Consider the following 24698-nt stretch of genomic DNA (forward strand, 5'->3'; position numbering starts at 1 on the left):
AAGAAGGGGCCTAAACAGGCCTCTTTTTTTGTTTTCTGGATAATTTTTTACGTGTTCGCTCAGGAAGGTATTCACAACTGAGAGCTGTGTTGAGAATCTCCTGTTTGGGTTCTTTGGCATAGAGCAAAGCGTACAAATCGGCAATACTGATCGAGTTACTTACCTCCTCAATTAAGGACAATGTATCACCTTTTTTCACCCCTCCTTCTTTTAAGACCCTGACATAGGTACCGGGATGGCCATGGGCGATAAACTGGTCAATTATTTTTTGATCGTTAAAACGTATTCCGAGTTTATAGCAGGGTTCCCTGGGAATGGTGATCTGTACAATCGCATTTCCCAATTGGTATTTAGAGCCAATGTTGAGTTCGGATTCTGACATCCCCTCAAGGGTGATATTTTCTCCAAACATGCCCCAGTTCCATGATAATTGCGGATACAATTCTCTCCAATACTTGTAGTTATCTGAAGAAAAGAGGTAGCAGGCTTTATATACCCCTCCGTGATGCTTCCGATCTGAAACAGTATCCTTACTAACCTGAGAAGTCTCCAGCCAAATGGGACCCCCCACGGGATGTTTAAAGATCCCGGTTTGTTCTTCCCTTTCTTGCCAGTGTATAGTGGTAGGAGTGCCGATATTGGTCGAGATGACATTCATACCTTAAAGATAGGAAACCATGAGGCAGCAACAGAATCATCAAAGAAAATAATATTGATTATAAAACAGTGAAAAAGAATAAATCAATTGTCGCCTAAGGAGTTCCGTTTGATCGTTTCCTGAATTCTTTCTTTAACGAAGATTTCTTCCCCTTTAAATTCGGTAAGCTGGAAAAAGAGAATGTCGTCACCAATATTTTCCATATCGTAAATACCGTAATTATTCTCGTGCAGTAAAAATTCAGAATCTCCTTTTTCCAAATGCATCAATACTATTTTGCCATCAGAAAACCTTGAGATCACCATCCCTTCTGAACCCGCTACCCAGTAATAGTCGAATTCGATTTTTCTAAATGGAAGGCGTTCCTTTGGTAATAAGACTACCTCCCAAATTCGAAGATATTCATTTTCAAAGAGAACCCGCTGCCCGAGATCAGTACTAAATTCTTTTCGTTTTAGTTCCTCGATATGCGCAGGATTCCACGTATTGAAGTTGCCGGCATCATTGATCGCAACATACTTGAGGATTTTAGCTTTTTGATTTTCTTTTGTAGTCATAGTACTTTTTATTGAAACTGTTTTTAAGAAATAGGGTACTAGTTATACCCTTTCTCAATACTTTCCTAACTCTAAGTTTTGTTAAATATTTCTCGGGAGCAAGTCAAAACCTCGGGGAAGGAGTATGGATTTCGGAAATCCGTACAAATAAGGCGTTATATCGTATTTATTAGTCCGAAATCAGGAATCAGTACCCGGATTTATCTTTCTGCCAGCTTGGTTTCCAACAGGTTTTTAGAATGAAGTGAAGGGAAATATTAATGAGAAATACTCTCTTTGTAATTTTTTGGGGTAGTACCAGTAACCCGTTTAAAAGCAGCGTAAAAAGCACTTTTACTATGAAACCCTACTTCTTTTCCAACCCCTTCGATACTAAGATAATCGGTAGATCTTTTTGAAAGCAGGTCTTCCGCTTTCTTTATTCGAAGGTAATTCACGTACGTATTAAAATTTTGTTTAAAGATAGTATTGATGCTTGCGGAAATTTTTTTTGGATGCATTTTCAACTGATCTGCCAGGTCAATAATAGTGAGTTCACTCATTAAAAACGCTTCGGTATTCTGCATGTATGTGTCGATCTTCACCATGACGGCTTTTAAATTGTCATTATCATCCGTTACCGCCATCTCATAGTTATTTTCTAAAAAAGTGGTTTCTGGGGCGTCTTTTTTATCCCTAATAAGTAAGAGGACATTTTGTTGAATGATCCCATTGAGACTTACCCAGTAAATGGCAATCAGGTCGAAAATGGAAAATATAATTTTGAAATAGTAATTATCCGGAGATATATAAAATAGGACATGCACTAAAACAGAAGTAGTTAGAAGGTAAATCAGAAAGATCCGTGCCCAACCTAACACCTTGTTTTCCAAATCCGAAAATGTATTTTCAACTTCCTGGCGGTGCTGGTTGATCAGCTGTAAATTCCAAATTCCTATCCCCCATGAATAAATTATTCCCAGGATCGTAAATAGCAATTCATGCCAAAAACTCTGGGCTATCTCAAATTTAGTATCATTGGGGAGGAAATAAATAACAGCCTGTAAAACAAAGGAAATAATTCCCGGATACAACACCCAGTATTTTACTTTCTGATCTGAGAATATTGATATCTTCTGGGTGTAGATAAAAAAGATGGGAAAAAGGAGCCAGGAAAAATCGAAGGGTAAAAGGAACAATTCAGGATGCTCCTTATCAATATTTAACCCAGCAGGGATAAACACTAGTAATTTCAATGAAAACAGGATTAAAAATATACCGAGTAAATACGTATTTCTGAAATGTCTGTAATTTAAAAGCAGGAGCAGAACGCCGAATGAGATTCCTTGTATAAGACCCAGGACATCCATTAGGGATTGAAGGTTGTAACTAATATCAATAATTGCGTTCAATGGGTCTGCCCGGAATTTAAGGCCTCAATTTAGAAAGGAATTCAACAAATAAAAAGTTTCGTTGAAATAAAATCAATGAAATAAGTAGGAATTTTCAGAAAATGCGGTGAAGTAGTTAACTACATATGGCGTTTATAGTGAAGGACATTGAAAAGAAAGGATAACTATGAGGATGTAAAAGGAACAAAACTTGATTTAAAATTCCTGATTGGGATCGGTATCCCGGGAATTATCAAAATTGTGATTTCGAACCAAAATGTAAATGGCATATCCTGTGAGGATTATTAAAAAAGGAAGCATAAGTAGATCTAAGCGGATGTAGGTATTGGGCAAGGTTTGTTCTGCGGCTTGTGCATCCATTTCCCAGGCGGCAAAGACAAACCATAGAAATAAAATAAACAGTATTAAACTCTTGTTTTTTGGGTACATCCTTCCCTTTTTTATAAAAATGCACTTAAAAAGGGGAGATTCTAAGTTTTCGGACCAGATTTTAGTTCTGATTTCTGAATTTAGAACTGTTATTTTAATGATTAGAGGAAATTGAGAGTGTCAGAGAATAATGTAGTCCGATATTTAAATCTGGTTTACTAATCTTTTCAGGACCCTGTATTTTTAAAGCGAGTTGGGGTGGTTCCGGTGAATTTTTTAAAGGCCGAATAAAAAGCACTCTTACTTTTAAAGCCTACTTCTATGCCAATACCCTCCATGCTCCAGTTAAGCTTATCCTCAGTGTCAAGTATGGCTAACGCCTTCTCAATGCGATATTGATTTATAAAAGAATTAAAATTTAGTTTTTCTATAGTATTAATGGCCTCTGAAACACGTTTGGGATGTTCACCTATTCCATCAGCCAGGTCCATAATTGTCATATCCGGATTCATATAAATTTCCGAATCATTCATGTATCTGGCTATGGCGAGCATGACTTCCTCCAGTCTTTCAGGAATCAAATCAGGGTGAATCTTCTTTTCAGCACTCGAATCTTCTGAATTCTTTCCGGGTTGAATACTTGTGATCAGGGAGCGTACATTTCGCTGAGTGATACCGAAGTATGAGACCCAATAGATAGCAATCAGGTCCATTACGGAAAATATAGTGTTGTCCTCTACTAGAGTTGGGAATCCGTAGGCAATAATATGCCCGAATACGGAAGTTATTAATAGATAAATCAGGAAGTAGCGAGCCCATATCAACTCCTTGAAAGAGATATACGAGTAAGTGTTCAGGACTTCAACCCGATGCTTGTAAAGTAAGCGTAAATTCCAAATCCCTACAATCCATGAATAGTAGTTGCCCAACACCCAGAAAATAACTGTATGCCATAAACTCTCCCTAATTTCAACCTTGGTTTCAAAGGGGAGCCAGAAAATAACTATTTGAGCTATAACAGAAATAATACCCGGAAAGAGTAACCAGTATTTGATCTTTTTATTTGAAAAGACAGAAACCTGTTGGGTATAGATATAGAATAATGGAAAAAGAATCCAGGAAAAATTAAAAGGCAGGAGAAATAAATCGGGATATATGTCTGAGATTTTGCTGTTTACTGAAATCCAGGTAGCTAATTCTAAAGCATACAAAAGCAGGAAAAGTCCCAGAAAAAAGGAATTTCTGAATTTGCGTAGGCCCATGATCATAAGTAAAATCCCTATACTTACCCCCTGAACTAGCCCTATAGCATCTAAAAGGACTTGAAAATTAATGTTTAGATTGTCTATCATAAAGAAAGGAGAGGCATTTGACCTGTTATTCACAGAATACCGTAAAGGGAAGGAAAAAAACAAAAAAAACCAAGGATAGAACCCTGGTTTTTCAGTATAAAGTTAGTGTTGTATTCTGGTTACTCCTCTTTGTCGAGTTTCTTGGTAAGGGTAAAGCCAATGTATAAGCCTAAACCTGCCATTAAGAAGATTGTACCCGGATAAGCAACATCCTCATCTAATCCCATTTCTACCATCAATGAGGCGATAAAGATGGCTAGTCCGATACCCATCAACAAGAGCGAAATATTTAATAAGAGGACCTTCCAGAAAGGGGCGGTCGCTTCCCTTTTACCCTTGACAAAAATACTCGCTTCTGCGCCTTTTTCGATCAGGGCGAGTCTTTCCTTGTTACGAGTTGTTAAATAAAGATAGCTGATGCCAAAGACCATCAAAAAAATACTGATAAAAATTATTACTTCTCCTCCCATGTTATGTGTGATTTGTTAAACATTGTTTTTAGGTAAGACGGACTATTTCTTGGCCGGGTTACGAAAAAGGTGTATTTTTTTTAGTCTGATGTAACCACCAACCCTTGCAGGCCGTCTAATGGAACATATGCTATTACCTGAGGATAAGGAATTAATAAGCCGATCGCTTGCCGGCGACCATGTGGCCTACGGTGTGCTGGTGGACAGGTATAAGTATCTGATTTTTACCTTGGCGTGCAGATTACTGAAGAACAAAGAGGATGCAGAAGAAATTGCTCAGGATACTTTTGTTAAAGCCTTTGAAGCCCTGAAAACCTTTAAGGGAGACGCAAAATTCTCTAGTTGGTTGTACAGAATAGCATATCGCAAAAGCCTCGACAGGATTAAACAAAACAAGCGACAGCCTATTTTAAACTCTATTGAGGATGATGGGGTGAGGAAATTAAAGGCTGCGGATGGTATCCTGGAGGCAATAGACAGGAAAGAACGCAAGGAGTTGTTAAAAGCGACCATTGACCGACTGCCTGAAATTGACGCTACTTTGGTTACGCTGTATTATTACGAGCAGCTGACGATCCGTGAAATTTCCGAGATCATGGATATGAGTCAAAATGCCATAAAAGTGAGATTATTTCGAAGCCGGAAACAATTGGAAAGCCTTCTGGTGGTTGATATTAAAACAATTAATAGTAACTGAAATGCACAACGAGGAAAAACAGATAGACGACCGATTGAGGGAATTATTCTCAGAGTTACCCCTTGAGCAACCCTCAGATGGATTTACCAGAGGAGTATTGAAACGACTTGAGGCATCACCTTCTCAAGTCAGTCCCAAATACGTGCCTTTGCTTTCGAGGACCGGTTGGATTTTGGTGATATCCCTTGTTACAATATTGCTTGTTTCGGGATTTCTTTCAGATGGATGGGGTTCATATATGCCCGATTTAGCTGTTTCAGAATTCATGGAGGTATTTTCCTCAGTAGAGTCCTATCTTCCACAAATTGGCAGTTCCGGGATTCTGGTGTACTCTTTCTTAGCCCTGATCTTAAGTTTTACGCTTCAGGTATTATGGTTTAAAAACAGCTGGCTTAAAAGAAGGATGGCAATCTGAAAAGTTTATCCATAGAGCAATTCCGGCACTACAGGTACCAAAATGCCCAATACATGAGGCCAAATTGCAGTGGAATCCGGAGGAGGAGTATCCACTTGGGTATACCGGCTCCTTCTTTTTCCCCTCTTAACATATAAAAATGTACAAGCAGAAAGACAATCAGCATCAGGATTATTCCTGCTATGGCCAATGCTTTTGTCTCTGGGATGCAAAGTGCAATGGCCAGGGCGATCTCTGCAGCACCGCTGAGGTAAACCAATTCCCTGTGGTAAGGCAGGTAAGACGGCATGATCCGCATATAAGCCTTTGGTTTTACAAAATGCATGAGTCCGGCCACAAAATACATAGCGGCCATTGCGTAGAGGTGCCAGGGTTCGTCCATTCTGTAAAAATAAAAAGACCGCTGATTAAAGCGGTCTTTTTTATTTAATAGCTGTCAATTATTTTACCATCTCATAGCTGCGTTTGATGAAATTGGTGAGGGCTTCCCCTTTCAGCAGTCCTTTGGATAGTCTTGCCAGATCAAGGGACTGATTGATAAGTCGGGCCCTTTTCTTAGCTGTTTTGGTATTTAAAATCTCTGAAACCAGTTCGTGATTGGTATTTACGACCAGATTGAACATATCGGGCATATTTCCCATTCCAAACATTCCTCCTCCTGTCTGTTGCATCTCCTTCATCCGACGCATAAATTCGGGTTCCGTGATGATGAATGGCGCGGCCTGACTGTCCATGGTTTCGAGTTGAACCGTATATCCTTTTTCCCCGAGTACTTCTTCTATCTGGGTTTTTAAATTTTCCTTTTCCTCCTCTGAGAGTTTACTGATCTTGGTATCTTCTTTTTTGATCAAATTGTCGAGGTGATCTGCATCAACTCTGGCAAAGGAGAGGTTTTCCTTAGAGGTCTCCAGTTTTTGAAGCAGATGTCCTACAATTGGGGAATCGAGCAAAAGTACTTCGTAGCCCTGTGACCTGGCAGCTTCTATATAGCCATGTTGAGCTTCTTTGTCGGAAGCGTAAAGCACTACGAGTTTGCCATCCTTGTCGGTATGTGCCGGAGAAAGTTTCTCTTTCAGTTCTTCAAAAGTGTAATATGCCCCTTCAACAGTTGGGTATAAGGCAAAGGCATCGGCTTTTTCAAAGAATTTCTCTTCTGAAAGCATCCCGTACTCAATCACAATCTTTATGTCATTCCATTTGGCCTCAAAGTCCTCCCGGTTGTCTTTAAACAGGGAATTGAGTTTGTCGGCTACTTTCCTTGAGATATAGGAAGCTATCTTTTTAACAGCCCCATCGGCTTGCAGATAGGAACGTGACACGTTCAGGGGAATATCTGGCGAATCGATTACCCCTCGTAGCATTGTGAGAAATTCAGGGACGATACCTTCAACATTATCTGTTACAAAAACCTGGTTCTGGTAAAGCTGAATCCTGTCCTTTTGTATGTTTAGATCATTGGTCAGTTTTGGGAAGTACAGAATACCTGTCAGGTTAAAAGGGTAATCCACATTAAGGTGGATGTTGAACAAGGGTTCCTCAAACTGCATGGGATAAAGTTCCCGGTAGAATGATTTATAGTCCTCATCCTTCAGGTCTGCCGGTTTTTTAGTCCAGGCCGGGTTGGGATTATTTATAATATCATCTACTTCCCGGGTAGGTGCTTCATCTTCTTCTTTTGCCCCTTCAGGTTTTGGCAATGTCTCGGTACGAGTGCCAAATTTGATAGGGATAGGCATAAATTTGTTGTATTTGGTCAACAATTCCCTGATACGTGCTTCTTCAAGAAATTCTTCAGAGTCATCAGCCAGATGGAGGATAATCTCTGTACCTCTTGAATCTTTACTACCTTTTTTAAGGGTAAATTCAGGGGTTCCATCACAGCTCCAATGTGCCGCGGGTTCGTCCTTATAACTCTTCGTCAGGATTTCCACCTTTTTGGCGACCATAAAGGAGGAGTAAAATCCAAGTCCGAAATGCCCAATGATACCGGCGTCCTTATCCGCATCTTTGTATTTGTCTAAAAACTCCTCAGCCCCCGAGAATGCTACCTCATTAATATACTTTTTCACTTCCTCCTGGGTCATTCCTATCCCCTGGTCAATAATGTGAAGCTTTTTTGCTTTTTTATCGATTTTCACCTCGATAATCGGATTGCCGTATTCCACCTTAGCTTCTCCTATGGATGTAAGATGTTTAAGTTTTAGGGTTGCATCCGTTGCATTTGATATAAGTTCTCTAAGGAAGATCTCATGATCACTGTAAAGGAACTTTTTAATAAGAGGAAAAATATTCTCTACAGAAACATTGATTTTACCTGTTGCCATCTTTATTATTTTTTAATTCCCGTTGCAATGAACAAAAAAAGTACCATTGCTGTCATAGGTGACAAACTGACATTTAATTCTTTCTTTTTAGTAAATTCTGAAACTTTAACAAATCTTTTTGTTTAAAAAATAGTAAAATAATATAAACATTATTTATATTTGAACATGATTACTAAGAAATCGTTGCTATGAAAAAGTAAAATTGATTTTAGTAATCAGTTTGTTTATTAATTGGTTAGGTTGTTAGAAAGCGTGTCTTCTCAAAAGGGCACGCTTTCTTAGATTTTAGAATATTCTCATATCCTTAACAAGTTTAACGTTTAAAAAATTGTAAATTATCTATAACAAAAAACTCGATATATGCCTTCAAAAAAATTGAAAGAAACCGACATTCGCAAAATGATCGTTTCAGCCTATATGACATATGTGCTGGAACAGGAGAAAAGGCCGTCCTCGGTGTATAAGTTTTGTAAGTCGATCGAAGAAAGCGAAGAATCGTTCTACGAGCACTTCGGCTCTTTAAAAAATCTTCAGACAAGCATCTGGAATACTTTTTATGACAATACAATGGAGGTGTTGAAAAAGAATAAAGAATTTGGACAGTACAGCAACAAGGACAAAATGCTGTCTTTTTTCTTTACCATTTTTGAAGTTTTCACCCTCAACAGGAGTTATATACTGTTTTCCTTGAATGAGAATGGTTTTATGCTAAGGAATATGGAACAATTAAAAGGCCTGAGAACCCAAATAAAGGAATTTGCAAAAGATCTGATCGAAGATGGAAATGCAGAAAAATCCTCGAAATTTTCCAGGCATAATCCTGCCTTATTTTCCGAAGGCGCATGGCTGCAGTTTTTATTTCTTCTGAAATTCTGGAGTGAGGATTCTTCCCCAGGCTTTGAGAAAACGGATGTTGCCATAGAAAAGTCGGTTCAAACAGTTTTTGATGTTTTTGACAACACCCCTTTGGATAGTATAGTCGACTTTGGAAAATTTCTCTACAAAGAAAACATGGCTCATTAGGCTTTTATCCTCTAAAACCCCATTATGAAAACACTTGACAAAATTCCTACGGGAAAAATAGAAAGAGCCGGCAAATTGGTTAAAACCGGGGTAAAAGTAGGGGGCAACTACGTAAAATACTACAGTAAAAAATTGGTTCATGGGGATGTCTCAAAGGATGAGCTAAACGAAAACAATGCTACTGATATTTATGATGGTTTAAAGAGCCTGAAAGGGAGCGCATTAAAAGTTGCTCAAATGCTCAGTATGGAGAAAAATCTCCTTCCCAGAGCTTATGTGGAGCGATTTTCATTGTCGCAGTTCTCAGTGCCCCCCTTATCTGCCCCCCTGGTAAGAAAAACATTTAAGAAATATCTGGGGAATTACCCCGAAGAAATATTTGATTCCTTTGATCCTGAATCTATTAATGCCGCCAGTATAGGGCAGGTGCACAGGGCAGAAAAGGATGGGAAACAATTGGCTGTAAAGATTCAATACCCCGGTGTTGCCCAAAGTATCTCATCAGACCTGGCCCTGGTAAAGCCCATTGCAACACGCATGTTCAACCTGCAGGGTAAAGATTCTGAAAAATACTTCAGGGAAGTTGAAGATAAATTACTGGAAGAGACCAATTATGTGCTTGAACTAAGTCAGAGTAAGGAAATTTCAAAGGCCTGCAATCACCTTCCTAACCTGGATTTTCCTCAGTATTATGAGAGTTTATCGAGCGAGCGAATCCTTACTATGGACTGGATGGAGGGAACTCATCTGAGTGATTTTACTAAAACTTCCTTCTCTGAGAAAACTGGAAATTATTTGGGCCAAACTCTGTGGGATTTTTATATGTATCAGATGCACGGACTGAGAAAAGTCCATGCCGATCCCCATCCCGGAAATTTTCTGATCAGCGAGGATCATCGCCTGATAGCCATCGATTTTGGCTGTATCAAAGAGGTTCCGGACGAGTTCTACATTCCCTATTTTGAACTTGCACAACGGCATGTTATTGAAAATGACCATCTTTTCGAACAAAAACTTGAAGCCCTGGAAATCCTTACTCCTGCTGACAGTCCTGAAGAAAGAAAATTTTTCAAGGCCCTTTTTAAAGAATTACTGACCCTTTTCACTATGCCCTTCCACGAAGACTATTTCGATTTTGGATCGGATGATTTCTGGGAACGCATTGCCGACCTTAGTCAGCGTTATTCCAAAGACGAACACCTCCGAAAGATGAACGGCAACAGAGGGTCTAGACATTTTCTTTATATTAACAGGACCTTTTTTGGCCTATACAACCTCTTACATGACCTCAGAGCCAGGGTAGAGGTAAACAATTACAAGAAATATATCTAGAGACAGAAATCACCTGGTCCCTGTCTCACTTTCGGTTTTACGATTCTTTACGTATTTTTCTAACCACTGATCCTGTTCCCACAAAAGGTGCATTATACTTTCCTTTGCCCGGTAGCCATGACTTTCCTTAGGTAGCATTACAAGACGCACCGTAGCACCAAGCCCCTTTAGGGCATTGAAATAGCGTTCACTCTGCATGGGATAGGTCCCTGAATTGTTGTCTGCAACTCCGTGAACCAGCAGCAGGGGACTTTTCATTTTATCGGCATGCATAAACGGTGACATTGTATAATATACTTCGGGAGCTTCCCAATAATTGCGTTCTTCACTTTGAAAGCCAAAGGGCGTGAGTGTTCTGTTGTATGCCCCGCTTCGCGCAATTCCGGCAGCAAACAAATCTGAATGCGAAAGCAGGTTGGCCACCATAAATGCGCCATAACTATGGCCACCAACAGCTACCCTGTTAGGGTCTATATAGCCCATAGCGTCAACCGCATCTATAGCTGCTTTTGCATTTGCTACTAATTGGGTTCTAAAAGAATCGTTGGGCTGCTCATCACCTTCTCCAATTATAGGGAAGGCTGCGCCATCGAGGACAACATAGCCTTTTGTGACCCAATAGACCGGTGAACCCCAATAGGGATAGGTAAATTCATTTGGGTTCTTGGTATTTTGAGAAGCACTATTCCTGTCTTTGTATTCCCGTGGGTAGGCCCAGAGAATCATGGGCATCTTCTCACCCGAATCCTTCTTGTAGCCAACCGGTAAATACAATGTTCCACTGAGTTCCAGTCCATCTTCGCGCGTATACGTGATTACTTCCTTATGCACGTCCTGAATACTCTTGAAGGGGTTTTCAAAGAAAGTGAGCTGAGTAGGTCCCTTTTTTTTCTTTAAGTGTTTGTAATAGTAGTTAGGATAGATATTTTTCGATTCAATCCTGACCAGCAATTCATCTTCCGCAACTTTGTAATCGAGAAGATCTTCTTTCTTATCTTCAAGTCTGGATTCATAACGCCTCTCCTTCTTCAGGGTGTTCATATTGATCTGATCTACGAAAGGAAACTGCCCCTTATCGGTATAGCCATCCCCCAGCAGAAAAGCATTGTTTTCTGAGTCGAGGCTCAATACCATATTCCCGGTTTTGTTTCGTTTCATAACAAATGAGCCGGGATCACTATAGACGTCCTGATAATTCCTGTCGACCAGGATGGTTGGTTCCTCTTTCGGATCGGAAGGATTAAAGACATACAATTTGGTATTTCTGGTATTCCACCAATAATCTCTTGCGACTGCAATTTCATCATTACCCCAGCTTATATAATTAAACCTGTTGATGGTTTTTAAAAGAAGGGATCCTTTTCCATTAAAGGGTGCCTCTAACATGTATACCGCATCCCTGAATGGAACTTCTATTTCAGGGTCTCCCTCGTCAAGGGCTTCCACATAAATCAGGGTGGCTTCCCTGTCTGCCCGCCAGCTAAGGTCGCGCATCCCTTTGCGTTCTGCCATAAATCCCTTTGGCAGATCCTCAATTAAAGGAACCTCAAGTATGGTATTTACCAGATCCCCATCTTTAGAATAGATGGTGGTGGTAGATGGGAAGCGATAATATGGAACAAGATAAGAAAATGGCTGTTCCACAGTGACCACCATAACATATTCACCATTAGGTGAAAAGCTGATATTGCGATACATTGCTGCAGGTTTCCAAAGCGACTTGCTTCCGTCCAGGGAAACTATGTAAAGCTCAGATTGTGCAAGTTGCTGGAAGTTAAACTCGTCGTTTGGATTTGAAAGTAAATCCTGGTAGGTGCGATTCTGAGCCTTTTTCCCATCATTGGTTGAAATCGTAGGACCTTCAGGTACCGCCTGAATCTGATCGATCAATTCCTTTCTTGAATCGGGTAGCATTTTAACTAAAAGCGATGAACTGTCTTTAAACCAATTGATTACATCACCTAAATTGGCATTCACACTGGCCTCCGTTATCTTCTTAACCTCGGCTTTTACGAGATCGAGCACCCAGACCTCCACACCCTGGGGGGTGGTATTGGTTACAGCTACCATCGACTCATCGGGGGAGAAACTGAAGTTGGCTAGCCTTGGATTTTCCGGTAAGCCCGCAACCTGCCGCCCGTCTCTTTCAGAAGGTGATTTGACCATAATATTGTTGTAGTAATTGGTCCTGCTGCCAATATTGGTCGCCGGGTTGATCCTCAGTCCGGCCAGCCGCATTTCCGGCTCAGAAAGCTCGGTAATACTCTTGTAGGCATTCCTGTAAAGTAGGAGCATATGCTTGCCGTTATCTGTCATGATCACCCTGGGTGCCAGGGGGGCATCCACCAGTTCCAATATTTCCTGGGAGGGCTGCTGATAGGTTAATTTTTCCTGTAAGTGACCAACATTTGGTATTAAAAGTGTGAGAAATAGAACAAAAAAGCCTGAAGAAATTATCCTGAGTTTCATAATGTGTGTTTTGTGGAAGGGTAAGTTAGCACAAAGAGAGGGAAAATTGCAAGTTAATTAGAGATCAAATGCTATTAGTCATAACCGGCATGCATAATCTTTTTCACATTCTTTAGGCCAGATTTAGGAGAATCGGTATTTTAGGACATCTAAACGAAACTAAGGACAGGACTTCTGATCCTCGTCACTGCTAAACGCTTCCTATATGTACAATTCTAGAATATCGGGCCTGGGCTTCTATGTACCCGATCAAGTAGTAACTAATGACGATCTTTCCAAGCTTATGGATACCAATGATGCCTGGATTCAGGAACGTACCGGAATCAAAGAAAGAAGGCATGTAGTCAAAGGAAAGGATACCACTACCTCCATGGGCGTGAAGGCCGCCAAAATTGCTATTGAAAGAGCAGGAATCGATAAGGATGAAATCGACTTTATAGTTTTTGCCACGCTGAGTCCGGACTATTATTTCCCAGGACCGGGTGTGTTGGTGCAGCGCGACCTTGATTTAAAAACAGTAGGGGCTTTGGATGTGAGAAACCAATGTTCCGGATTTGTTTATGCTGTTTCCGTAGCAGACCAGTACATAAAAAGCGGAATGTATAAAAATATCCTGGTGATCGGTTCAGAATTGCATTCGGGAGGTCTCGATTTTTCTACCAGAGGTCGTGGTGTTTCTGTCATTTTCGGTGATGGTGCCGGTGCGGCAATACTCACGAGGGAAGAAGATCCAAAAAAGGGAATTCTTTCTACTCACCTTCACTCTGAAGGACAACACGCCGAGGAGCTCTCATTACTAGCACCGGGAATCGGACATCGGTGGGTAACCGATATTCTGGAAGACAATGATCCTGATGATGTTTCTTATTACCCCTATATGAACGGTCAGTTTGTATTTAAAAATGCTGTTGTTCGCTTTTCAGAAGTGATCATGGAAGGTTTAAAAAAGAACAATCTGAAGGTAGATGAAATAGATATGCTTATCCCTCACCAGGCCAATCTTCGTATCTCACAGTTTATTCAGAATAAGTTCGGACTTTCTGATGATCAGGTTTATAACAATATCATGAGCTACGGCAATACAACCGCTGCTTCCATCCCTATTGCCCTTACGGAGGCCTGGGAGAAGGGAAAAATAAAGGAAGGCGACCTGGTGGTGCTGGCCGCATTTGGCAGCGGATTTACATGGGGAAGTGTTATCATCAGATGGTAGTCTGAAATACGATTAAGCTATGGGGAGACAATTTAAATCTATAAGTTCCGCTCAACGGGAATTTATCGCCTCACAAGTTGTATTCTTCGTGTCTACTGCAACTAGAGAAGGTCATATCAATCTGTCCCCAAAGGGGATTGATACTTTCAGGATATTAAGTGAGAACAAAGTTGTATGGCTGAATCTCACGGGAAGTGGCAACGAAACTGCTGCACATGTGATGGAATCAGATAGGATGACCATTATGTTTTGCGCTTTCCAGGGTGCACCTAAAATTCTCCGATTATACGGCAAGGCCTCGGTATTTCATCCCGGGGATCCTCAGTTTGATAAGATGAAAGAATTATTTCCCGACATCCCCGGATCACGACAAATCTTTGAAATGGACGTAGAACTTGTTCAGTCCTCCTGCGGAATGGGAGTGCCTTTAATGGAATACAAAGGACATCGGGAGGAGTTGCTCGACTGGGCAAAAGATCTTGGAGAGCAGGGATTACTGGAATACAGAAAAAAGAAAAATACCCTTAGTTTAGACGGGAGACCAACTGGTTTGCCGGATTATAATTAGATAAGCCCGACATTGGTGTCGGGCTTATCAACAAATTCTGAAGTTGAGACGAATCAACCCGGCGCCCAACATACAGAATCTCAGGTTTCCTTATAGAATTCCCCCACTGCCTTGTTTTGTATTGTTGTCCCTTTGCTTTCTCTTTGATGCTCTGTTTTTACCACTTCCAAAGCGGTAGGAAATTCCGGCATAAACATTCTGACTCTCCCAATTGAAAGCACCATTTTGTAAAAAAGGTCTTTCCCCGTCGAATGCAAAGCGCATAGTATTAAAAATGTCATTGAAATTAAGGCTCAGGGTACCTTTCCCCTGGGCAAATCCGTATCGTGCTCCAAAATTCACAAAGTACATAGGTTTAACCGTAAACTGAATATTTTGATTCTGGCCGCGATAAAATCCAAACAACTGCAATGTCAGTTGCTTTGTAAGCGTAAAACTATTATTAAATCTCAAGTTCCAGGCTACATTTTCAACTTCTACATTTTCGGTGATGATATCATCAATGGTGGCTTCGGAATTTGACTCCAGGAGACTTTCTGTTATTCCTCGTTGTGTTTGTGAATAAAGGTCAAAACTTCCATTTATATTCCACCATTTTACCGGTTTGTAGTTCGAAGAAACCTCCATCCCATAGGCTGAAGTATTATCGAAATTGTCGAAGGTCAGTATCAATTTGTTCAGATCTAGCCTGTCTACATAAACCGCCCTGTTTATTTCGTCCCGGATGGTTCTGTAAAAAACACCTGAGGTAATACTGCCGTTTTTTAGTCTTCTGGTATAATTCAGTTCGAGGGAGGAAGTGAATTGTGGTACAAGACTCGGATTCCCAAAGGAGGAAATCAAGGGAGTTGCCCATTCCCGGATGGGATTGACCTGTGTTAGTCCCGGTCGGTCTACCCGCCTGCTGCTGCTCAATTGAAGCTGATCTTTTTCATTAGGCGTATAAGTCAGGAATACCGAGGGATAGAGCTGGGTATATTTATCGTCGAAGGCTCTTATATTATTGGTGTCTGCTTTTACAGTTACATCTTCAACTCTGAGCCCTATTTGATAAGACCATTTATTGTAATTCTGCCCGAAGGTGGCATAAGCTGAATAAATATCCATCCCATATACAAAATCTGTTGAAGGGGTTGGTCGTAAATCCCCACTGGCATTGAAAGTAAGGCCTGTGGAGCTGTAATCTACCTGTGTTTCAAAATTTCGGGATTCAAGGCCTGCTTCAATCTTCGAAATGGAATCGAGAGGATTAACGTAATCCAGGTTTACGATCGTCTGTGTTCTGCGGGTGTCTACAAAGTCCATATAATTTGGAATGGAAGAATTGCCGCTGATAATAAAGTCTGATTCTTCATCATCCTCAAAACGATTGTGGTCGATTTCAAGTTCAATATTATGCCCTTCTTTTTTGAAATCAAGCTTGTAGTCAAAATTGTATTGTTCACTTAGATTTTCGTTGTCCGGGGCGAATACCTGACTGTTATTTAGGTTTGGATTATCGTAGTAAAAAACATTAGTGAGTCCCCTTCCTTGGCCGTTAAAGATATTCTGGTTGGTAAAAAATGACAGGGTGTTCTTCTCATTGAGATAGAAGTCTACACCCACCTTAAACAAATACGACTTGTTGTTGTTGGTAAAATCAAAGAATTGTTCTGAATTTTCTACTACGCGGTAGACATGCCCGTCATTCACATACTTGGCAATGTTCGTACCGGCATTGGCATAAAGGTTAAACTTCCCATTTCGATAGTTCAGGTCGAGAGAGGAATTGAATTTGGCCTCAATGCCAACGGTAAGGCCGGTATTGAGATTACCATTGAATCCGATATTCGCATTTTTATGAAGGATGATATTGATTATACCACTCATCCCTTCAGGATTATACTTGGCTGATGGGTTGGTAATGAGTTCAATCGACTTGATAGAGGAGGATGGGATTTGTCTCAGGAGTTGTGCAACGGGAACATTAGACAATTTACCATCTACCATAACCCTTACATTAGAGTTTCCCCTGAGGCTCAGCTCTCCCGTTTGCTGATCAATGTTTACAGAGGGAATATTATTCATGATGTCGGAAGCCGTTGCACCAGCTGTAGTCAGGTCTTTTCCAACATTTACGACTTTTCTGTCAATACGTTGCTCTATGGTAGTCCTGTCAGCTACAACTTCTACCTCAGACAGGTTTTCTGCTTCTTCTGCAATGGCGATCGTTCCCAGTTCGAGTTTTCGGTGTCCTTTGTCTAAGATTATCTTTTGGACGTGAGTTTTGTATCCGATGAACTGTACCTCTATGATGAATTCCCCATCGGGTAATTTTTCAATATGAAAAGTTCCGTCTTCGGATGTAATTCCCCCTTTTACTGTTGTCTTGTCAAGGGTTTTAACAATGATGGTGGCATAGGCAACGGGTTGTTGCAAGTCCTGATCCACAACTTTTCCCAGAATAGACCCTTCCTTTAAATCGGATAAATTGTTGGTACCATAGGCCAAATGGATTGTACAGACCATCGCGGCCAGAAACACGCGAAATTTTCTCATGACTACTTTTTTGATTGATTGATTGATTGATTGATTGATGATGATTACTTAAAAGACGCATGAAATACAATAATGTTACCCGGAAAAAGTGTTTTAACACTATTATTTTTAGCTTTGGATGATTAGAAGTGATGAAATCGCCAGGGTATAAAAAAACAAAACCCCGGTGGCTACACCGGGGTTTCTATCATTGTTATGCTGCACTAAACACTAACCATTAACTTTAAAAATACAGCGTCGCAATGAATTTTGTATATGTAAAAGACGAGTGCCTTATCGATACGTTACACTTCTTAACACACTTTAACACCAGGCTCATCAGATGAAGAAAACCTTGGTATTCGGCGCATCACTAAAACCATATCGCTACAGCTATGTTGCCATAAAAAGGCTGGTGGAGGCTTCGGAAGAAGTGCTGGGCTTTGGATTAAGGGCAGGGACGGTATCAGGGGTTCAAATCAGGACATCTTGTGATGGTTTTAAAGAGGTAGACACCGTTACCCTTTATATGAACCCCAAAAGGCAGCGGCAGTTTTATCAGACTATTATCGACCTGAACCCCAGGCGTGTCATCTTTAATCCGGGTACAGAAAACCCGGAGTTTTACCAACTTCTCAGAGAAGCGGGTATAGAGGTGGAAGTAGCATGTACCCTTGTACTATTGTCCATGGGGCAATACAACTAAGGTTAGATTCGTTTGCGGATCAACCATAAACCTAGGAATGTAATAAGGCCGTTAAATGGAAGGAGTTCGTAACCAATTTCATATCCGCCAAGATACTCCGCTGGAAGGTAGGAAAGACCCATAACTATTAAGACGCAGGAAAGAGCAACAACCCACACCAGTCTGTCCATAATTTGGTATTTTGTAAAAATGCCGAATGCAAACAGGCCCAGCAAAGGGCCGTAAGTAAAAGTGGCTACCGTGAGGAGTCCGTCTATAACATTCCGATCAAGTACATATTTAAAACTGATCACTACCAGAATTAAAAGCAGACTCATTCCCACATGCACTTTTTTACGAAGTCGTTTTTGTTGGGAAACTTCCCTTTTCTCAATCCCCAGAAAATCTACGCAAAAGGATGTGGTCAGAGAAGTGAGCGCGCTATCGGCACTGCTGTAGGCCGCAGCGATAAGTCCCAGAATAAAGGTGGTGGCTACCACCATCCCCAATCCGCTATTAAGTGCGATCTCAGGAAAAAGAAGGTCAGATTTTGGCTCTCCGTCCATCAGGGGAAGAGCAACATCAAATCGTTCAGCGTAAATGAATAGCAGGGCGCCCAGGAGAAGAAAAACAAGGTTTACAACGATCAGGATCAGGCTAAAGGAAACCATATTTTTCTGTGCATCCCCGAGATTTTTGCAAGTGAGGTTTTTTTGCATCATATCCTGGTCCAGACCTGTCATGCATATAGTAATAAACATCCCTCCGAGGAATGATTTTACAAAATGATTTTTCTGAAAGAAGTCGTCTGTAAAAAAGACCTGGCTGTATTCTTTTAACTCCTCCGACTCTAAAAATTCAACAAAACCCCAGCCTAGTTTCTCATTGATGAAATAGATCGACAGACCCACGGATAAGAGCATGAAAAGTGTTTGCAGGGTATCGGTCCAAACAATCGTCTTGATTCCTCCTCTGAAGGTATAGATCCAGATCAATAAGATGGAAAGGACTACCGTAAGTTCAAAAGGGACATTCCAGGCGTCAAAGACAAATTGTTGTAATACAATAGCAACCAGGAAAAGCCGGAAGGATGCACCCAGCACCCTTGAGATAAAGAAAGAAACGGCCCCAACCTTATAGCTAACGATACCAAAACGACCTTGCAGATACTCGTAAATAGAGGTTACGTTGAGCCGATAGTAGATAGGCAGGAGAATATATGCAATGACAAAATAGCCGACCAGGTAGCCAAAGACCACCTGCATATAGCTGAATTCTGATGACGCTACCCAGCCCGGAACCGAGATAAATGTAACACCAGAGAGTGAAGCCCCTATCATGCCAAAGGCAACCACAAACCAGGGAGATTTCCTGCCGGCTTTGAAAAAATCGGCATTGGAATCATTGCGTCCGGTAAGGTAGGAAATCAGGATCAGGACCAGGAAATACGCCCCGATCAGCAGCAGAATATGGGTGGCTGTCATTCAAATTAATTTCCTGTGCAAAGTACAAAAAGTAAAAATAGTACGTAATTTTGCCGGTATGGAATTTTCTTCTAAACTTCTTGAAAATGCCGTTTATGAAATGTCCCAATTGCCGGGTGTTGGAAAGCGTACGGCACTGCGGTTGGTTTTGCACTTGTTGAAACAACCCCAGGGACAGACTGAGAGATTGGCCAAAGCGCTGGAAAACCTTCGGAAGGAAATAAAATTCTGCAGTAACTGCCATAATATATCTGATGTGGCTCTTTGTGAAATTTGCGCCAACCCTAAAAGAGATCAGGGTCTGGTTTGTGTGGTGGAAGATATCCGGGACGTGATGGCGATTGAAAATACGAGTCAGTATAACGGATTATACCACGTACTGGGAGGTAAAATCTCTCCCATGGAAGGAATAGGTCCCCAGGATCTTAGTATACAATCCCTGGTGGAAAAAGTAAAAAGTGGGGAGGTACGTGAGCTGATTTTTGCTATGAGCTCAACGATGGAAGGAGACACTACTAACTTTTATATTTACAAGCAAATACAGGACCAGGAGCTTACAACCTCCACCATCGCAAGGGGAATTGCAGTGGGAGATGAATTAGAATTTGCTGATGAAATTACGCTGGGAAGAAGTATTGTGCAACGAATCCCATTCGAAACTTCCTTGAAGGCGAATGGCTAAGGAATATCGAAAACTTAATAAATAGAGCAAAATTTTAGTATTTTTGCAAAAATACTATACTAAACAAGTCCCTTTATAAGAATATGTCAAAATTCGAATTAAAACTACCACAAATGGGGGAAAGTGTAGCGGAAGCTACCCTTACTTCATGGCTTAAGGAAGTCGGCGACACCATAGACATGGATGAGGCCGTATTTGAAATCGCTACAGATAAGGTAGACTCGGAGGTTCCAAGCGAGGTGGAAGGAGTATTGGTGGAAAAGCTGTTTGAGATAGACGACGTTATAAAAGTAGGGCAGACCGTTGCTATAATTGAAACCGAAGGAGATTCAGCATTGGATTCCTCCCCGGATGTGGAAATAAAAAAAGAGGAAGAAGCTGTGCCCGAAGAAGTAACTGCAGCCGTTGAACAACCCTTAATACAGGCTAAAGAAACGGTGGCTGCGCCAACAGCAGACTATTCATCTTCAGAACGATTTTATTCTCCTCTTGTGAAGAATATTGCCAAGCAGGAATCTATCTCTCTTGAGGAGCTCGATTCCATAGAGGGTTCCGGTCTTGAAGGACGAGTAACGAAAAACGATATCCTCTCGTATATTGAAAAAAGGAAAAATGGGAATGAAGAAAAAACCAAGGCTGTTGAACAACCCATAGAACCTAAAGCCGAGACTAAAATAGAAGCACCCATATCGGCCGATATACCTCATAAGGTAAGCACGGCCCAGGCGAGTGGAGCTGATGAAGTGATACCGATGACGCGCATGGGTAAACTTATCGCTCAACATATGACCGACAGTATTTCAACTTCTGCTCATGTTCAAAGCTTTATTGAGGTTGATGTCACCAAAGTGGTTAACTGGCGTAACAAAGTAAAAGAGTCATTTGAGAAACGTGAAGGCGAGAAACTAACCTTTACCCCGATATTTATGGAAGCCGTGGCCAAAGCCCTGAAAAAGTTTCCCATGGTCAATATCTCGGTTAGCGGGGATAATGTGATCAAAAAGAAAAATATCAATATTGGAATGGCGGCAGCCCTTCCCGATGGAAACCTGATTGTTCCAGTCATAAAAAATGCGGATCAGCTCAACCTGGTTGGCATGGCAAAGGTTGTGAACGATCTTGCCCACCGGTCCAGGACCAATAACCTAAAACCCGACGAAATCAAAGACGGTACCTATACCGTGACCAATGTGGGAACTTTTGGCAGTGTCTTCGGCACCCCCATTATTAATCAGCCCCAGGTAGGCATACTGGCCTTAGGAGCTATCCGAAAAGTTCCTTCTGTTATCGAGACTTCGGAAGGCGACTTTATTGGTATCAGAAGTAAAATGTTCCTCTCCCACAGCTATGATCACAGGGTGGTGAATGGCGCGCTGGGAGGTATGTTTGTCAAAGCCGTGGCAGATTATCTGGAAGATTGGGATACTGAACGGGAAATCTGATTTTTTCCGTAACGGGAGTAAGAATCTGCAACACGCAAAATCAAGGAAATGAAATTAAACCTCAGCAAGCCTATCTGCTTTTTCGACCTCGAGACCACTGGTACTAATGTAGCAAAGGACAGAATAGTAGAGATATCCATTCTCAAAGTCATACCTAATGGGGAGAAAGAACAGCGTACCTGGCTGGTGAATCCAGAATGTGAAATTCCTGAAAATGTGGTCGCCATCCATGGTATTTCTAATGAAATGGTGGCGAACGAGCCCACTTTTGCCGAGTTGTCCAAGGAGATATATCAGTTTATAAAGGAGAGTGATCTGGCCGGATTTAATTCAGATCGCTTTGATATTCCACTACTGGCAGAGGAGATGTTACGGGCCGGTGTTGATTTTGACATGAAGAACATGGTTTCTGTTGATGTTCAAACGATTTTTCACAAAATGGAACAGCGTACACTCTCGGCTGCATATAAATTCTATTGTGACAAGGAACTGGTGGGAGCCCATGGGGCAAAGGCTGATACCGAGGCTACTTACGAGGTTCTCCTGGCTCAGTTAGACCGCTACCCCGATCTGGAAAATAATATTAAAAAACTGGCAGATTTTTCGACCTATCGCCAGAATGCAGATTTTGCCGGATTTATTGGCTTTGACGAGGATGAGGAGGAAATTTTCACCTTTGGAAAACACAAGGGAAAGAAGGTGAGTGTGGTGCTGGAAGAAGAGCCGGGTTATTTTGGTTGGATCCTGAATGCAGATTTTCCCCTCTATACCAAAAAGGTACTTACTCAGATCAAACTAAGAAAGCTTAACAATAAACTCTAGTAGGCAGCAAGATGAAGATTATTTGCATCGGACGAAATTATGCTGATCACATTAAGGAACTGTCTAATGAACGTCCGGCTGATCCGGTGGTTTTCATTAAACCCGACTCGGCCGTATTGCCTAAGGAGCAGGCATTTTATATTCCCGAGTTTACCAGGGAGGTTCACTATGAAGTTGAGGTCTTGGTGAAAATAAAAAAAGTAGGAAAACATATTGACACCCGATTTGCTCATAAATACTACGATGAGATCGGTCTGGGAATTGATTTTACTGCCCGCGATCTGCAGGCAAAGCTCAAAGAAAAAGGCCTGCCCTGGGAAAAAGCCAAGGGTTTTGATGGTGCAGCTGTCATTGGAAAGTGGTTGCCTAAAAACCAGTTTGAGGATCTGGAACAACTGAATTTCGACCTGTCAAAAAACGGGGAAGTGGTGCAGGAGGGAAATACTTCAGATATGTTGTGGTCGGTTGATGAACTTATCAGCTATATCTCTCATTATTTTACTTTAAAAAAGGGTGATATTATCTTCACGGGCACACCTGCAGGTGTTGGCAAAGTAAGTCCAAATGATTACCTTTCCGGCAAATTGGAGGGCACCGAAATGTTTCGGATAAATATAAAGTAGATGATCTATAGTCTGGATAAATTAAATGAGATGGCAGATGGGGACAATGATTTTGTCCTGTCTGTAATTACGGTTTTCCTGGAAGAGGTGCCTCAGGATCTTGAGGATCTGGAAAAAGCCATAGATGAAGGGGACTATGAGAATGTCTATCAGTTAGCCCATAAAATTAAACCCAATGTGGATATCCTCGGTATGGAGCAAACCCGCGCCATAGCACTCGAGATTGAAACCCTGGGAAAGGATGTGAAAAATAAAGATCTTATTGAAGAAAAATTTCCCGCTTTAAAGAAAGATATTCATCAGGTTATTGGCGAGTTGCGCAAAGATTTTGAGGTATAATGCTTGCTGAAATAATTACCATTGGTGATGAAATTCTGATCGGCCAGATCGTCGACACCAATTCTGCTTACATCGCGACTGAGTTTAATAAATTCGGTATTTCAGTCTACCAAATCACTTCTGTACAAGACGAAAAAGAACATATTCTCAAGGCCCTTGAAGAAGCCTCGGGCAGGGCCCAGCTCATTATCTTAACCGGGGGTCTCGGCCCTACAAAAGATGACATAACCAAGCTCACCCTTTGTGAATACTTTAATGATACAATGGTACTCAATGAAGAAGTACTGCAACATATAGAGTATTTATTTAAAACATACATATCTACTCCCATTTCTGAAGTAAACCGAAAACAGGCACATCTTCCGTCCCGTGCGGAGGTGTTGCATAACAGGTACGGGACAGCGCCAGGGATGTGGATAGAAGATAAGGACAAGATTTTCGTATCACTCCCCGGAGTGCCTTATGAAATGAAAGAATTGATGTCGAAATATGTGCTGCCCAAAATCGCGGAAAAATACAATACCCCGTTTATTTTGCATAAAACCCTGATGACATACGGGTTGGGGGAAAGCGCAATCGCTGAACGTATTGCTGATATTGAAGACAGTTTACCTTCTTACATAAAACTGGCATATTTACCCAATTTGGGGAAAGTACGCCTTCGCCTTACAGCCAAAGGACCCGATAAAAAGGTGTTGGAAGAAGGAGTTAAGGAAGTTACTGCCAGGATCTATGATACCATAGGGGAACTTATTTCAGGAGAAGAAGAGGATGGAGTTCTGGAGGCTGTGGTTGGAAAATTACTGCTTTCGAAAAATAAGACCATAGCAACCGCCGAGAGTTTTACCGGAGGGAAGATTGCTGAACAAATTACTGCTATTCCCGGCGCATCGGGATATTTTGTGGGGGGAGTTGTAGGCTACGCGACCAGAACAAAGATCGATATACTCAAGGTGCCACAGGCACTCATTGAAAAGCATTCGGTTGTAAGTGCCGAGGTGGCTTCCGTGATGGCTGAGAATATTCGTACTCTTATGAATTCGGATATCGGGATTGCCACTACAGGAAATGCCGGACCTACCAAAGGCGATTCAGATGCTCCTATTGGAACAGTATATATAGCGATATCTAGTGATAAGGGTATTCGGGTGGAACATTTTTCAATGGGAAACCATCGAGTGAGGATCGTACAGAAAGGGGTTCATAAAGCCCTGGAAATGTTGCGTGAAGAAATTTTAAAATTCTGAAAAAGATTTTTGCTCTTCC

24 protein-coding genes are annotated in these 24698 nt (G+C 41.3%); 13 read left to right on the top strand and 11 right to left on the bottom strand.

What is annotated here, in order from left to right; translation table 11 throughout:
- Nucleotides 1-10: 10 nt before the first annotated feature.
- From ACA086_RS06255 to ACA086_RS06280, 6 genes are all read right to left on the bottom strand, one after another.
- Nucleotides 11-658: an MOSC domain-containing protein gene (locus ACA086_RS06255; RefSeq protein ID WP_371002495.1), complete on the bottom strand. Its 648-nt coding sequence runs from the start codon at nucleotides 656-658 to the stop codon at nucleotides 11-13.
- An 83-nt stretch (nucleotides 659-741) separates the two neighbouring features.
- Entirely contained in the window at nucleotides 742-1215 is a 474-nt protein-coding gene (locus ACA086_RS06260; protein ID WP_371002496.1) for a hypothetical protein, read from the bottom strand.
- A gap of 257 nt (nucleotides 1216-1472) precedes the next feature.
- Nucleotides 1473-2450: a helix-turn-helix domain-containing protein gene (locus ACA086_RS06265; RefSeq protein ID WP_371002497.1), complete on the bottom strand. Its 978-nt coding sequence runs from the start codon at nucleotides 2448-2450 to the stop codon at nucleotides 1473-1475.
- Nucleotides 2451-2801: 351 nt separating this feature from the next.
- The gene (locus ACA086_RS06270; RefSeq protein WP_371002498.1) at nucleotides 2802-3035 is read right to left on the bottom strand and encodes a hypothetical protein; all 234 of its coding nucleotides are present in this window, start codon (nucleotides 3033-3035) and stop codon (nucleotides 2802-2804) included.
- Between the two features lie 167 nt (nucleotides 3036-3202).
- Complete coding sequence (locus tag ACA086_RS06275; protein WP_371002499.1) at nucleotides 3203-4327, bottom strand: helix-turn-helix domain-containing protein; 1125 nt, start codon at nucleotides 4325-4327, stop codon at nucleotides 3203-3205.
- Nucleotides 4328-4446: 119 nt separating this feature from the next.
- Nucleotides 4447-4797, bottom strand: coding sequence for a DUF6249 domain-containing protein (locus ACA086_RS06280; RefSeq protein ID WP_371002500.1), 351 nt, complete (start codon nucleotides 4795-4797; stop codon nucleotides 4447-4449).
- A gap of 118 nt (nucleotides 4798-4915) precedes the next feature.
- On the opposite strand from ACA086_RS06280, the gene ACA086_RS06285 reads away from it, so the two are divergent.
- Both ACA086_RS06285 and ACA086_RS06290 read left to right on the top strand, forming a co-directional pair.
- Nucleotides 4916-5494: an RNA polymerase sigma factor gene (locus ACA086_RS06285; protein WP_371002501.1), complete on the top strand. Its 579-nt coding sequence runs from the start codon at nucleotides 4916-4918 to the stop codon at nucleotides 5492-5494.
- A 1-nt stretch (nucleotide 5495) separates the two neighbouring features.
- Complete coding sequence (locus tag ACA086_RS06290; protein ID WP_371002502.1) at nucleotides 5496-5909, top strand: hypothetical protein; 414 nt, start codon at nucleotides 5496-5498, stop codon at nucleotides 5907-5909.
- A 28-nt stretch (nucleotides 5910-5937) separates the two neighbouring features.
- Here ACA086_RS06290 and ACA086_RS06295 read toward each other — a convergent pair whose 3' ends face one another.
- Together ACA086_RS06295 and htpG are read right to left on the bottom strand one after the other, a co-directional pair.
- Nucleotides 5938-6291, bottom strand: a complete 354-nt coding sequence (locus tag ACA086_RS06295) for a DoxX family protein (protein WP_371002503.1) — start codon at nucleotides 6289-6291, stop codon at nucleotides 5938-5940.
- 58 nt (nucleotides 6292-6349) lie between these two features.
- Entirely contained in the window at nucleotides 6350-8233 is a 1884-nt protein-coding gene (htpG, locus tag ACA086_RS06300; protein WP_371002504.1) for a molecular chaperone HtpG, read from the bottom strand.
- A 360-nt stretch (nucleotides 8234-8593) separates the two neighbouring features.
- Between htpG and ACA086_RS06305 the strand changes: the two genes are divergently transcribed.
- Nucleotides 8594-9256: a TetR family transcriptional regulator C-terminal domain-containing protein gene (locus ACA086_RS06305; RefSeq protein WP_371002505.1), complete on the top strand. Its 663-nt coding sequence runs from the start codon at nucleotides 8594-8596 to the stop codon at nucleotides 9254-9256.
- 24 nt (nucleotides 9257-9280) lie between these two features.
- Nucleotides 9281-10588 (top strand): ABC1 kinase family protein, encoded by a 1308-nt coding sequence (locus ACA086_RS06310; RefSeq protein WP_371002506.1) that lies wholly within the window; start codon nucleotides 9281-9283, stop codon nucleotides 10586-10588.
- Nucleotides 10589-10597: 9 nt separating this feature from the next.
- Here the strand turns inward: ACA086_RS06310 and ACA086_RS06315 are convergent, their stop codons facing one another.
- A complete protein-coding gene (locus ACA086_RS06315) occupies nucleotides 10598-13057 on the bottom strand; it encodes an alpha/beta hydrolase family protein (protein ID WP_371002507.1) in 2460 nt (819 codons plus the stop codon).
- 205 nt (nucleotides 13058-13262) lie between these two features.
- On the opposite strand from ACA086_RS06315, the gene ACA086_RS06320 reads away from it, so the two are divergent.
- Together ACA086_RS06320 and ACA086_RS06325 are read left to right on the top strand one after the other, a co-directional pair.
- Nucleotides 13263-14270 carry a 3-oxoacyl-ACP synthase III family protein gene (locus ACA086_RS06320; protein WP_371002508.1) on the top strand — a complete coding sequence of 336 codons (1008 nt, stop codon included), beginning with the start codon at nucleotides 13263-13265 and terminating at the stop codon, nucleotides 14268-14270.
- Nucleotides 14271-14289: 19 nt separating this feature from the next.
- Nucleotides 14290-14838, top strand: coding sequence for a pyridoxamine 5'-phosphate oxidase family protein (locus ACA086_RS06325; protein ID WP_371002509.1), 549 nt, complete (start codon nucleotides 14290-14292; stop codon nucleotides 14836-14838).
- Between the two features lie 90 nt (nucleotides 14839-14928).
- Here ACA086_RS06325 and ACA086_RS06330 read toward each other — a convergent pair whose 3' ends face one another.
- Nucleotides 14929-17376 carry a TonB-dependent receptor domain-containing protein gene (locus tag ACA086_RS06330; protein ID WP_371002510.1) on the bottom strand — a complete coding sequence of 816 codons (2448 nt, stop codon included), beginning with the start codon at nucleotides 17374-17376 and terminating at the stop codon, nucleotides 14929-14931.
- A gap of 322 nt (nucleotides 17377-17698) precedes the next feature.
- On the opposite strand from ACA086_RS06330, the gene ACA086_RS06335 reads away from it, so the two are divergent.
- Nucleotides 17699-18061, top strand: a complete 363-nt coding sequence (locus ACA086_RS06335) for a CoA-binding protein (RefSeq protein WP_371002511.1) — start codon at nucleotides 17699-17701, stop codon at nucleotides 18059-18061.
- 2 nt (nucleotides 18062-18063) lie between these two features.
- Here ACA086_RS06335 and ACA086_RS06340 read toward each other — a convergent pair whose 3' ends face one another.
- Nucleotides 18064-19524 (bottom strand): sodium:solute symporter, encoded by a 1461-nt coding sequence (locus ACA086_RS06340; RefSeq protein ID WP_371002512.1) that lies wholly within the window; start codon nucleotides 19522-19524, stop codon nucleotides 18064-18066.
- A gap of 58 nt (nucleotides 19525-19582) precedes the next feature.
- On the opposite strand from ACA086_RS06340, the gene recR reads away from it, so the two are divergent.
- From recR to ACA086_RS06370, 6 genes are all read left to right on the top strand, one after another.
- Nucleotides 19583-20206 (top strand): recombination mediator RecR, encoded by a 624-nt coding sequence (recR, locus tag ACA086_RS06345; RefSeq protein WP_371002513.1) that lies wholly within the window; start codon nucleotides 19583-19585, stop codon nucleotides 20204-20206.
- 83 nt (nucleotides 20207-20289) lie between these two features.
- Nucleotides 20290-21648 carry a dihydrolipoamide acetyltransferase family protein gene (locus tag ACA086_RS06350; protein WP_371002514.1) on the top strand — a complete coding sequence of 453 codons (1359 nt, stop codon included), beginning with the start codon at nucleotides 20290-20292 and terminating at the stop codon, nucleotides 21646-21648.
- A gap of 48 nt (nucleotides 21649-21696) precedes the next feature.
- Nucleotides 21697-22470, top strand: coding sequence for an exonuclease domain-containing protein (locus ACA086_RS06355; protein ID WP_371002515.1), 774 nt, complete (start codon nucleotides 21697-21699; stop codon nucleotides 22468-22470).
- 11 nt (nucleotides 22471-22481) lie between these two features.
- Nucleotides 22482-23093, top strand: a complete 612-nt coding sequence (locus ACA086_RS06360; protein WP_371002516.1) for a fumarylacetoacetate hydrolase family protein — start codon at nucleotides 22482-22484, stop codon at nucleotides 23091-23093.
- On the top strand, nucleotides 23094-23432 hold the full coding sequence (locus ACA086_RS06365; RefSeq protein WP_371002517.1) for an Hpt domain-containing protein: 339 nt from the start codon (nucleotides 23094-23096) through the stop codon (nucleotides 23430-23432). It abuts the gene before it with no gap.
- Nucleotides 23432-24679 (top strand): competence/damage-inducible protein A, encoded by a 1248-nt coding sequence (locus ACA086_RS06370; RefSeq protein ID WP_371002518.1) that lies wholly within the window; start codon nucleotides 23432-23434, stop codon nucleotides 24677-24679. Before ACA086_RS06365 ends, ACA086_RS06370 begins: the two co-directional genes overlap by 1 nt.
- Nucleotides 24680-24698: the final 19 nt, after the last annotated feature.

This window comes from Muriicola sp. E247 (assembly GCF_041358175.1).
In the GTDB taxonomy this organism is placed as follows: Bacteria; Bacteroidota; Bacteroidia; order Flavobacteriales; family Flavobacteriaceae; genus Muriicola.